Source organism: Pseudomonas sp. TE12508 (assembly GCF_056279485.1).
Genome location: NZ_JBWCCN010000010.1, coordinates 188923 through 201221 on the forward strand (window position 1 = coordinate 188923; position 12299 = coordinate 201221).

Annotated in this window: 7 protein-coding genes; 5 read left to right on the forward strand and 2 right to left on the reverse strand. The window is 56.6% G+C overall.

Annotated elements, in window-relative coordinates; all coding sequences use genetic code 11:
* Positions 1–77: 77 nt before the first annotated feature.
* Complete coding sequence (locus ACZ9IM_RS15950; RefSeq protein WP_476224432.1) at positions 78–4892, forward strand: dermonecrotic toxin domain-containing protein; 4815 nt, start codon at positions 78–80, stop codon at positions 4890–4892.
* Positions 4893–5084: 192 nt separating this feature from the next.
* The gene (locus ACZ9IM_RS15955; protein WP_427626161.1) at positions 5085–6086 is read left to right on the forward strand and encodes a FecR family protein; all 1002 of its coding nucleotides are present in this window, start codon (positions 5085–5087) and stop codon (positions 6084–6086) included.
* Between the two features lie 64 nt (positions 6087–6150).
* On the opposite strand, the gene pvdQ is transcribed toward ACZ9IM_RS15955, so the two are convergent.
* Positions 6151–8499, reverse strand: coding sequence for a bifunctional acylase PvdQ (gene pvdQ / locus ACZ9IM_RS15960; RefSeq protein ID WP_476224433.1), 2349 nt, complete (start codon positions 8497–8499; stop codon positions 6151–6153).
* 234 nt (positions 8500–8733) lie between these two features.
* Between pvdQ and ACZ9IM_RS15965 the strand changes: the two genes are divergently transcribed.
* A complete protein-coding gene (locus ACZ9IM_RS15965; RefSeq protein WP_192342916.1) occupies positions 8734–9105 on the forward strand; it encodes a fe2+ zn2+ uptake regulation protein in 372 nt (123 codons plus the stop codon).
* 19 nt (positions 9106–9124) lie between these two features.
* On the opposite strand, the gene ACZ9IM_RS15970 is transcribed toward ACZ9IM_RS15965, so the two are convergent.
* Positions 9125–9313 carry a hypothetical protein gene (locus ACZ9IM_RS15970; RefSeq protein ID WP_007901365.1) on the reverse strand — a complete coding sequence of 63 codons (189 nt, stop codon included), beginning with the start codon at positions 9311–9313 and terminating at the stop codon, positions 9125–9127.
* Between the two features lie 592 nt (positions 9314–9905).
* Here ACZ9IM_RS15970 and ACZ9IM_RS15975 point away from each other — a divergent pair.
* On the forward strand, positions 9906–11147 hold the full coding sequence (locus ACZ9IM_RS15975; protein WP_476224434.1) for an MFS transporter: 1242 nt from the start codon (positions 9906–9908) through the stop codon (positions 11145–11147).
* A 21-nt stretch (positions 11148–11168) separates the two neighbouring features.
* Positions 11169–12299 (forward strand): LuxE/PaaK family acyltransferase, encoded by a 1131-nt coding sequence (locus ACZ9IM_RS15980; protein WP_476224435.1) that lies wholly within the window; start codon positions 11169–11171, stop codon positions 12297–12299.

Sequence of the window (12299 nt, forward strand, 5' to 3'; positions counted from 1 at the left end):
TTCGACTCACCCGCGACTTTTAGTCTTGAGCCTCAACCCACAGGCGCATTCAGCAGCGCCCTGAACGAGACTCGACGATGTCCACACCTCCCGCTCCGCTATTTTTCCCCCAGGCCCTGCACTCGCCCGGCCACTGGAATGATCTGGGTAAAACCCATGGGCTGACGCGCAAGGATTTCGAATGGTTCAGTCATCTGGAACTGGCCAGCCAAACGTTACGCAGTCAACAGACTCCGCCCATGTTTGCCGAAAAAATCCTGCTCAATGCGCAAGACCTGGCCTCCATCCCCTTGGCCGGCAGCTTCGTGTTGAGCCTCACTCCGGACGACAACGGTGAAATTCTCTACACCCCGTACGCCGGCATAAAGAAGTTCCACAGCCGCGCAGCCTTGATCGAACAGCTGAAACGTCAGCTGAAGAGCGCGACCGAGGACGACGACCTGCTGGCCTTCATGTCGTTGTCTGCGCGTAAAACATTGGCGGCTGCGGCCAACATTCAGGTGAGCTTTCAGGCCATCGAGGGCGACGTATTCGAAGACCAGCGCACCGTCATCGCCAATAACCAGCGAATGAACGAGCAGGCCATGCTGGACGAGTTGTTCAAGCTGCCAACACTCACTTCGCTGCTTGATGAGTTGCTGCAATCGCCATTCCCGGGCCTTGATCAAAGCCACACCCGACTCAACTTTTACTCCGTTGCACCGGCCCATGACGACAACCAGGAAAGTGCCCCACCCCGGCGCTGGATCAACTCCATGTCCCTGAGTGACGCGGTACTGTCGTATTACCGCCATCAGCGATGGCCGATCGGGCAGTCTCATGAATTCTCCCATCCGGAAAAAAAGCCGACGAGCACCGACCAACACCAATGGGAAACCGCGGTAAAGACCGCTTCCAGCAAACTGATCAGCCTGCTTTCCGGGAAACTGCAGCGCTACTGGGACGATGCGGCGGCTGACGGGGCATCCCGCCGCGTTTTTTTCAGCCGGGCCATCCGTGAAAAGGCGCGCGCAGAGTTCCTGATCAAGCGCGAGGCCGAGATCATCAGCCCTGAACAAAGCCAGGCCTTGCGCTCGTTGATTCAGCCGACGGCGGGCACTTCCTCGGCACTCAGCCTCGAGACGGTGCGTCTTTGGGAACACGCAGCCAACTATGTCGAACTGGCGGGCGCACTGATGATCAGCCACGCCAATTCCAAGGCCTTTCTTTACACCCCCACCCAAGGACTTCAGGTGCTGAAGGACTATCAGGACCTCAAAGATACCTTGCTGAGCAAATTCAGCGCGGTCGGTCACGAAGATGAGCTCTACGGCCTGCTGAGCCTGGAGGAGCGTAACCGGTTCATCGGTTTCAATCAGCCTCAGGTCTCCGGCGAGGTGATTTCAGGCTCGATATTCAAAACGCTGTTTGAGGCGATCATCACCAAGCAACGGCAAAACATGGAATACGTTCTGCAGGTTTTCCGTCACAGCGACGGCACCGTGGACCTCCATGCCTTATTCGACAAGGCACTGGATATCCGCTCCATGATCAGCGATCAATTACTGACGCTGGATGTTCAGGGACGCTGGAGTACCCGGCCGGTGTTGTCTGGCAACCAGCTGCCCTCCATGGTCTTGGCGGATAGAGCCGCGGCTTTCGTAAAAACCTTCAGCGATGTCGAATCGCTGATCAGCGCGGAATTCGCCTCCCAGCCGATCGGCTCTCTGGCCCTGCAGCGCATTTACCTGGAGAATCTGAAACCGCGCCTGGCCCATGCGCTTTCCGTGGGTGTACGCGGAGAAGCCAGCCTTCGAGTGCTCAACGCCACGCTGCGGAACGCCGACCGGGCCATTGTCGATACGGTGTTCAACCCGGATCAACCGGATCGAGAAACGCGCCTTGCCCTCAATGGTTTCAGGCCTGACGCTTATTCACTGCTCCTTGAGTGCTCCGGGCAGAAGAATCTGCTGCCCTTGGCCAATTGCGTACTGTTGACCGAACGTGGCGGGCTCGATGTTCAACACTCCGGCCGGGCAATTCTGTGGACGCCTGCGACCGGGCTGGAAGTCTTCGCGACGGTCAGTAGCGCAACGACGGAATTGAACCGGCGCCTGCTCGACGCCAGCAAACGCCTGGAACTGCTGGAGAACCTCACCCCTGCCCAGCGCATATTCCACCAGCGCTATACGCTCAACTCGTTGCGACTGATTGAGGGCAACGTCCTGCGGCGCCTTGCGCAATCCTCCATAGACCACTTCCTGGCCCGTTGCGAACACCTGCGCAGCCTGAAGCTGGACGCTGCACAGCAGATCAAAGCGCTTAACGAAATGACGCAACGGGTCATCGACACCAACTTGCAAAGAGCCAGGTTGATCTCGCAGGCAATCACCCGACAGCAGTCCCTGCCTGCATGGCTTGGCATGGCCCCTGTCGAAGAACAGCAGTTACACATTGAACTGCTGGAGCAATACCACAACAGTGTCACCGACGATAAAGACTACCTGCACGGGGTCCAGACCCTGAAGTCCTATGTGCATGACCGATTGGTGTCCTTGCTCGGCAGCCGATTCACAGGAACGCAACTGGACCCCGACCACATCAAAATCACGCCCAACCTGGCCCTGGCCGGGCCGGCGCGTAGCCTGACCGAGTTTGCCCTGAACCCTGTCAACGCAGCTCAAGGCATCGGCTTCAAGATCGCCTCGACAACCTCGACGGCCCTTCCCGATCGCCTGAATCAGAACGCCGTGCGCCAGCTTGTGCAGTCACTGAATATCCACAGCGATTATGCAACGCGAGTGACGGATGCATTGACTAAAGCCGGCACCGATGCCGACAAACGAAAGCAGCGTTTTATTCAGCAACTACCGTGGCAACTGTTGCAACACGCTCATGCACTGAAACTGCAGCAACATCTCAGTGCCAGCGCTTTCGACTTGATCTGGCAGGTTCTCGACATGCCGGACGCCATTGCCCGCGCGGCTGTAACAGGTGCCCACGCCATCGTCAGGCCGCTGGAACTGATCAAGACCGCAGGCGCCGCGGCCGTTAAAACCCTGGGTCTGTACCTGATCGGCCCCGGTGTCGGACATGAAGGGCCGCAAATCCTGTATGCGCCCTACCACACAGGCTCCGTGTTCACCGAATTCGAGAACCAAGCCAGCGTTATATCTGCGATCAATGCGCCAGGGGTACTGCAGAATCTGATCATTCGTCGGCTCCCCGAGGGCGAGCAAACCTTGTTCGGCAACCTGCTCAAGTCCACCGTCGGACAACAAAGCGAAATCACCCTCGCGTCCACTCCCATTAACGGCAACCTGCTTGCACAACTGTTCAGCGATAATGTCGGCCTTCTATCAAAAATGCTGGGCAGCCAGTCAGAGATCACCGGCCAGGCCGACTGGGAAACCGCCAAAAACCTGTTCAGCGCCGGTATCAGACTGATTTCGGGCCTGTTGCCGGGCAAACTCGCCTATGGGCAGTTACTGTGGCAAAGCTACAAGGACTTCAAGAACTCCGCCGAAGCGCTGCAGGATCATCACTGGAAACAGGCATTGCAGGCGTTTATTGCCGGCACCGCGCAAATGGTGACGCTGGGCAAGTTGTCGCTCGAGGCTTCAGCGCCCCCTGCGCAAGCAACCTCCACCGCGCCTGTTGCCAAACCGGTGGCCGCCTTGCAATGGTCAAAAGTGAAACCGACGGCTCTGATGCGCACGGTGTTGCAGCCTTTCGAGGCCTCGGACGCTGCATTAAAGGATCTGAAGAAGAGCAGCACCAATGGAACTTACGTGGACTCGACCAGCAATCGTACGTACGCCCCCGTTGAGGGAAAGGTTTACCCCGTGGTCAAAACCGGGCCGGTCTGGCGAATGATCAAAGACCGACAGCAGGGTCCCGCGTTGCTGGCGGCTTCCGGTCAGCAGCTAGTGATCGATCCGGACATCCACACGGTCCATTACGGCAAAGCCCTGTCGAAAATGCACAATCAATATGTTGTTGATCGCACGGCTCGAGACATTCTGAATATCGAAGCCCGGGGAATGGAAGACATTCGGACAAAACACCCGGAAAAAGCACGCATGATCGTGCAGGCCATAGACTTGGCTCGCTATTACGCGTTTAACAGTCTGCATAATCTGGCGCAGCTCAGACACCTGAATCCGGGGACGCGGCTGGATACCTTTCTTAAAGCCTTTTTTGATGCTGACCACCTCGACGCCAGCCTCCTGGACAAAATCAAAAAGGTCATCGTTCCCATTTGCACAGCGCTGGTGAACCCAAACGAGGACTTGATGAACACCGAACGTTTTGTGGTCGGTTCAAACAAATACGAGACCAATAGCACGATCGCTTTTGTTGTGCATGACGATGCACAGAAGCGTGTGCATTTCACGGAGATGTTTTTTGACCCGCAACTTGATTGGTACAAGTCCTGTTTGACTGAACCTTTCGACGTCGACGACCATGCCCGGGCCGCTACCCTGATTCATGAGTTCTCCCATATTTTTTCAAACACCGTAGATATTGCAACGCTTGAGGCAAGGCGTCCGTTCACCGATCTGATCGCCACCGTCATCGGTTTCGGTACGCAAACCAAACAGACTCAGCAGGACTTCCAGCGAGAGGCACTGTCCCTGGAGACCCCGCGGGAAGAACTGTTTGCCCGCTGGAACGAAACATTGCAGTCATGGATCAGTCTGGACTCGATTGAGGGTTTGGAGCATGTGGGTAAGGACATCCTCAAAACGACGAGCTGCAAAACGATGGATGAGGCTCGCAACGCCTTCCTGAATCCACGGAAGGTAGACCTGCGAGCCGACATCATTTTGCGCAACGCCGACTCGATCGCTCACTTGATCTGTGAAATGGGTCGACAACTGGATCCGGTGCCAGCCCCGCCCACTGCCTGATATTCGGCCGTAGCAGCTGTCGAGCTCCAGCGAGGCTGCTACGGCGGGATCAGTCCTGGAGGCCTTGACCATTTTTTCACTCCATTGATGTCTCCATGTGAAAATAAGTTGTTCTTTGATGGGCAAATGCCATGACGGTTGTTCTCGCAGACTTCCCCTCAAGGTTAGAATGCAGGAAATCAGGATGAGTCAATGACCGACCACTCTCTCTCCCAAGCACAATACGACGCCATCACCGATGCCGCTGCGCACTGGTGCATGCGTTTGCATGCCATCGACTGCACAGCCGAAGAGCGTCAGGCGTTCGAGCAATGGCGTGATGCCCATCCCCTGCACGCTTTCGAGTACGAAGCCATGCTGGAAATCTGGGAGGTTGCGGGCGATTTGCCTCGTCCCGAATCTCCCGCGCCGGCTGTTCGCGGCAAACCGACAATGCCTTGGCGCACTTTCGGCATTGCCGCCACCGTCTGCGCCTTGGCGTTGCCGCTGGCGGCCTATACCGGATGGAACCTGGGTTGGCTGCCCAATGCCTATCAGCATTTCGAGGCGACCGATAATGTTCGTCAGGTCACGCTGAGCGACGGCAGTCAGGTGGAGCTGAATCTGGGCACTGAACTGATGTTCAGCAATTACAAGGATCAGCGTCGTGTCACGCTGAAAAAAGGCGAAGCCTTCTTCAGCGTCAGTCATGACCTGCAGCATCCATTTATCGTCAAGGCAGCCGATGGCAGAATTCGCGTCACCGGTACCCGATTCAACGTCTGGATGTATGAAGACCAGGTACGCGTGAACCTGATCGAAGGGTCCGTACTGGTGACCAGCAACGGTGCCCTGCCCGGCGAAGGTTCACGTCTTGAACCTGCCATGCAGGCACGTTATCGACACGGCGACTTCACGCCGCAAATCAGCCAGGTATCTGCCGATGACCACTCGCTGGCGTGGCGCAGCGGCAAACTGGTGCTCGATGATCTGACGCTGACCGATGCCCTGCCCTTGATCAATCGTTATTTGAACAAGCCCGTCATGATCGCGGACCACAGCACCGGCTCGATTCGCCTCGGTGGTGTCTACAACATCAAAGAGCTCAATAGCCTGGTGGCTTCGTTGCCCAAGGTGCTGCCGGTCTATCTGACCCGCAACAAGGACGGTAGTCCGGTCCTCAATTCAATTCCGCAACAAGCCCCAAAAAGCTGAAGGCCGCCACCCTTGCGGGGTGCGGCCTTCATGTTTCATTCGAACGCTATCGCTATCGCTATTGCTATTGCTGCGCGGCGATCTTCCCTGCTTTCTCATCCTGCTCGCGGATCGTCTGAGCCTGGTACTGCGGATCGGACGTGATCTGCTGCTCGGTGAACGGCAACACACTCAACTGCTTCTTCGAAAAGGCCAGTGTCTGGTCCCGGGAGTACTTCGATGCCGGGTCACTGGACAATGAGAATGCCAACAAACCTTGAGCCTGCGGCCCCTTGTCATCGAAAGTCACCACCTGCAAATAGCTGGTGCCACTGACAACCTCGCGTTTGCCGTCGGTTCTCGGCACGCTTTGGATCGCGTTATACACACCCAGCGTGCCCGGCCCGCCATGGATCGGCGTTTGCTGCCCGCCACTGCTGACCACCTGGATATCGCCCCAGCGGCTATCGGGCTTCAGGCCAAGGGTTTTTACCTGTTCGACCGAGGCCAGCATCGCCGCCCGAATCGCTTTGGCGACGTCTGGCCGTTCAATTGCCAGGCCACGCGGTGTGTGTTGCGGATCCTTCGGATCGAACGCGACACGCCAGACGCCAGGGATTTGCTGCAACGGCTCCATGACATTTTGAAAATGCACAAAGCCCAGTCCACTGTCCAGATTCACCCGGCGATCCCAAGCCTTGAGACTGGCACACAACGGCGTAAGCGTCGGCGCATCGGCGCCAAGATCCGCGGCGCAGAATTGCAGCAGGTCCGGCATCACCTGGGTCGCCTGATACACCTGGTCGTCCATCACCATGTGTTGCAGATCTGCCGCAGCGACAGGGCCGGCCTTGCTCAAATTCCCCAGACGCTCCAATGCAAAGCGCGAACGCAGCCCCAACGGTTGATTGTCCTGACTGACCAACGGCGAGAAGCCGGTAAGCGGTTGTGCCGGGTTGGCCATCCAGGCCGAATCGTTGGAATGCTGCACAAAGTCTTTGCGCAACAGTTGTGGCAACTTGTCTGCCGCATAAATACCTTTTTGCGCAGCGTTCGGGTCGATGTCCCAGGCACAGGCGCTGTTGGAACCGTCGAGCAGGATCATCTGTAAACCGGCCCGAGGATCGCTGCACTTGGCCAGCTTGTCGGCATTGACGTTCGGCACCACCGACAGGTTCATGTAAAGCGTCTGCCCCTGATCGTCCACCGCCAGGGTATTAACCCACGGAATCCCCTGAATCTTGTGCACCGATGCCTGCAAATCCTTGAGGCTGGCGGCACGGTTCATCGCATACCACTGTTGCAAGACCCGGTCGTTATCCAGATTGGCATCGCGCAAGCTATAGGCGAACTGGTTGTTCCAGTCCAGCTTGCCAGGCCATTGCACAATCGGGCCGAATTGCGAACTGTAGACCACATGGGAAATCTGCCGGGTCTGGCCATCGGCTTGCTTCACGTTCACCGCCAGCGTCTGCTTTTTCATCGGCAAGGACTTGCCATCCAGCAGGTAACGGGTCGGATCCTTGGGATCGAGTTGCAGACGATACAGCGTGAAGTGCTTGGACGAATCCACCGTGTGGGTCCACGCCAGGTGCTGGTTGAAACCAATATTGATCATGGGCAGGCCGGGCAACGCGGCGCCCATGACGTCCAGTTTGCCGGGAATAGTCAGGTGCATCTGATAGAAACGCATCCCACCAACCCAAGGAAAGTGCGGATTGGCCAGCAGCATCCCGCGTCCGTTGAACGAACGTTCGCTGCCGACCGCCACGGCGTTACTGCCGCGATCCAGAGCGAAACGTTGCATGCGCGAAGCCGCCAGCTGGAACGACACGGGTTCGCCTGCCATATGGGCAACGGCTTTCGGCGGGGTAGCGCCGGCCAACGCTTCGGCAAACTGACCCACGCCGCCTTCGACCAGCAGACGTCGGGTCAGCTTGACCAGATCCTGCGCAGTGATCGCGCGCACCCATTCGCCCTGGCATTGCTGCGGCAAACCCTGGGCCTGGCGCTCTGTCAGCGAACGGTTGTAACCGGCCACATAACCGTCGATGAGCTCACGAACTTCAGGCGTTTGCGCCTGCCAGAAAGCGCCGACTGCCTGCGGCGTATTCAACCAGTTGAAGAACAGATCGCTGGCCAGGTTCCCTCGCTCTTCGACCGTAAACTGGTCCGGGCCGAAATACCGGGAGCGCTCGCCATTGACGGTGACAATCTCATTGGCCAGCAAGCACAGATTGTCCTGAGCGTAGGCATAGCCAATGCCATAGCCGAGGCCGCGCTCGTTGTCGGCACGAATATGCGGCACGCCGAAACTGGTTCGACGAATTTCGGCTGTCGCCTGCTCTGGCTGGCTGCGCGCGTTTGCCGCAAGACTCAGCCCCAGCAACACACCCGTAAGGCTCAACCTGGTTAACTGCCTGGAAATAATCACGCTCGCTCCTGATCGAAAAGACGTATGACACGCAATGCGCCTCCCCTTAAAACGAAGCAAACAGCAAAAATTTAAGCCTTTGAGGGTGCCCCTACGCCCGGCTCACGGGCCGCTGACGTACTGGCGACAAATTTTCTACATACGGGTCTTCATTATTTGCCTGGCTCGTTCGTCTTATTGATTGAGAGCACCCATCACATTTTTCCTGATCAGGCTCTGAAAAGGAGTTTTTGCATGTACAACCCGCAACTGCCAACGGACGGTAGCCATGCGCCAAAGGCCAGCACTCTGGGCTCCGGCGTTTTCAATCAACCAGCCGAACGCCACGGCAACGAACGGATCAGGTTTCTGCTCAAGAGCTTTGGCCTGCGAACCAGTCTGATTCGCCTGAAAGTGATCGACGCCTTGCTGACGGCCGCCCAAAGCGACCGCAGCCTGGGTGTGCGTGGCGTGCACAGTCACTTGCTGGACCTGGACATTCCCCTGTCCTTTCTCAGTGTCCGTGAAGTGTTGAAACGCTTATGCGGTGAAGGCGTGATCACCCTCAATCCGGACAAAAGCTACAGCCTGCATCCACAGGCTGCCGCCGTCCTGTTCAGCGAGTAATCCGGCCATGGGGCGTCGCTCAAGGCTTGACCTTGCGACGCATCACGCCATTGATCACCACCACGAGCACCGCCACGCCAATGGCGATGTACTGGAACAGCTGCTCTGTGATGATCCCTGCATTTTGCAGCCAGGAAAGGCCGAACATGATCCCCAGTACCACCAGGGAAATCAGTATCGAATATTTCAAACGTTGCGACTGGGTCATTGCGGGTTCCTGAACCAAAAAATGTATCCGACTTGTATTCGATTGCATGCCAAGCCACTACCGATCTGCGGGAGTGAGGCTGCAAGCGAGATCGTATGTTACAACCGATGACGAAATTTGACTTCATTGCGGCTATAACCATGAAGATTTTGCAATGTTTCGTCGAATCACACAGCTGATTCCTTTGCTTACGCCCTTGACATTGAGTGGCTGCATCGTCTTGCCCCTATGGTTGGGTGGCATAGCGATCGCCGTTATGGCTATGGCACCCGGTTATGATGCGCCTCGATAACATTCAATAGTTTGCCGGAGCGGTTATACAACTGAATTATTTATTCACCCCGAAAACTTATCCTACAAGCGCCAATACAAAGGCACGCGTTATAGCAGGCATTTCTCGTGTAGGACAATTCTGATCCAGCTGGGAATTTATTACGAACTCACAACCTCTTTTCCCTAAAGGTTCAAAATCTGACACACAATAAAAAAGCACTGAAACTTTTTGCCTCAAACAAGCACATGAAATTCGTCATGAGCCATGGATATTCTTGTACTGCCGTCTTATCAAACTTCCGGCACCAACAGGAACATCATGCACAAACCGTTAATAGATATAAGTTCGTCCCGACTCCTTGGCTTTTGCCTTGCAATCACTCTTTTTGAACTTCTGACTTACATGGCCAGCGATATGATCATGCCGGCCATGCTGACCGTAACCCATCAATTGAATGCCAGTGCGAGTCATGTTCCCTACGCCTTCAATCTTTATTTGGCAGGGGGCATTCTTTTGCAGTGGTTTATCGGTCCACTGTCCGATCATTTCGGTCGTCGCAGAATGCTGCTCATCGGTAGTGCGGTATTCGCTCTAGCCTGTGCTGCGGCGTTTTACGTGCAGAGCATCTTTGTCTTCAATGGTTTGCGCCTGATTCAGGGCATGGGATTGGGATTTGTCATCGCGGTCAGTTATCCAGCCCTGCAAGAAGTCTTCTGTGAAGCCGACGCAGTAAAGATCATGGCATTGCTGGGCAACGTGGCACTGCTCTCCCCGCTGCTGGGTCCGTTGCTCGGCAGCCTGATGCTGGAATGGCTCTCCTGGCGGGAGCTGTTTTTACTGTTAGGGGTCGGCGGTGCGATGGTCTGGTTGGGGCTTTATTGGTACATGCCGGAAACGGTGGGCACCTTGCGTCAGGACGGTCAGCGACTGGCTGCCATACCCTTTGAATGGGGCGGCACGGTGCGCCGCTACGCCGCTTTGCTCACCAACACGCAATTCCTGCGCGCCACCGTCGCCTTGGGACTGATGAGCCTGCCGTTGATTGCCTGGATCGGGCTGGCACCGCTCTTGCTGATCCAGAACCAGGGACTTTCCACCCTGCAGTACGGCCTGTGGCAGATCCCGGTATTTGCGGCAGTCATTCTCGGCAATCTGATACTCAACCGATTGATTGCCAACACTGAACTGCCCCAACTGATTCGATACGCGCTCTGGCCGTTTTGCGGTGGGCTCATCGCATTGGCCGCCATTACTTTCACCGGAGCCTCGACGCTCCTGTTGGTCAGTTGCCTGTCGCTTTACGCCATCGGTCTTGGCATGAGCAACGCCGCGCTGTACCGGCTCGCGCTGTTTTCCAGTGATGACAGTAAAGGGCTGGTCTCAGCCGCGATCGGCATGATCTCCATCGCTGTCATGGGTGGTGGTGGCTCGATTATCGCGGCCCTGGGTGCCGGTGACAGCCTTGAGGCCTTCGCTCTGATGGCCTGTCTCATGGGGCTATTGTGCCTGGCGCCCTTGAGACTGTTTCTGCGTCGTTCTCACCTCCCGCTTGCGATCTGACACCAACCAGTAGGTCTTTTGATGATCCATCTACCCCATACCGATGCGCTTTGTGCGTTAACGCAACCCTATTGCCTGGATTCCGTGCCGGACGGTCTGTTCGACCGGGCCATGAGCGAAATCAGCCTGTTTCATTGTCATCACACTCCCGGATACGAACGCTGGTTGAATGCTAATGATCTTGACGCCAACGCCCTGGAGTCGCTGGATGACTGGTCAAGGTTGCCGCCGATTTTCGCCAATTACTTCAAACGTCATCTGGTGTTCGGTCCCACAGGCGAAGGCGCGCTGGAGCTGACATCATCCGGCACCAGCGGCCAAAAGAGTCGCATGCGCTACGACCACCGCAGCATGGCCGCGGCACAAGGCATGGTGAACCACATTTTCCGGCATTACGGCTGGGATACACCGGACAGCCCCTGCAACTATCTGCTCCTGAGCTATGAGCCCGAGGCAGCCATCACCCTGGGCACTGCCTATACCGATCAGTTTCTTTGCAGCTACGCCCCCGTCAACCGTGTCGCTTACGGCTTGCGCCTCACCGGCAAAGGTCATGAGTTCGATCTTTTTGGTGTGATTCGAGCCTTGCAAGAATTTGCCGAGGAAGGATTACCCGTTCGCATTCTCGGTTTTCCGGCGTTCCTTTCGCATGCCCTTCAATGCATGGAAGACACCGGCGTGGCTGATTTGCAATTGCCCGCCCAATCATTGGTGTTTCTGGGGGGAGGCTGGAAAACCCAGGCGGCACAGGAGATTCCCCTGCATCAGTTGTATGCCCGGATCAATCGGCAATTGGGTATCGAACTGCCCCGCTGTCGGGACGGCTATGGCGCCGTAGAGCATGCAGTGCCTTATATCCAGTGTGCCCACCATCATTTTCATGTACCGATCTATTCGAAGGTTTTCGTGCGTAACCCATCCGATTTCACTGTCCAGCCATACGGCCAGCGCGGCTTGCTGGAATTCGTCTCGCCGTACATTTCGTCGAGCCCTGCCCATGCCGTGGTCATGGGCGATCTGGCAACATTACATCCTGGCACCAGTTGCGGATGCGGTCTGCCAACCGATTGGTTCGAGCTCCATGGCCGTGCCGGCACCTCCGCCAGTCGCAGTTGTGCCATGGCCGCTTCCGAACTGATCGGAGGCGCTTGA

Coding starts and splice junctions, on each gene's coding strand:
- ACZ9IM_RS15955 (WP_427626161.1), top strand. CDS start 5,085: ATGACCGACCACTCTCTCTCCCAAGCACAATACGACGCCATCACCGAT.
- ACZ9IM_RS15950 (WP_476224432.1), top strand. CDS start 78: ATGTCCACACCTCCCGCTCCGCTATTTTTCCCCCAGGCCCTGCACTCG.
- ACZ9IM_RS15975 (WP_476224434.1), top strand. CDS start 9,906: ATGCACAAACCGTTAATAGATATAAGTTCGTCCCGACTCCTTGGCTTT.
- ACZ9IM_RS15980 (WP_476224435.1), top strand. CDS start 11,169: ATGATCCATCTACCCCATACCGATGCGCTTTGTGCGTTAACGCAACCC.
- ACZ9IM_RS15970 (WP_007901365.1), bottom strand. CDS start 9,313: ATGACCCAGTCGCAACGTTTGAAATATTCGATACTGATTTCCCTGGTG.
- ACZ9IM_RS15965 (WP_192342916.1), top strand. CDS start 8,734: ATGTACAACCCGCAACTGCCAACGGACGGTAGCCATGCGCCAAAGGCC.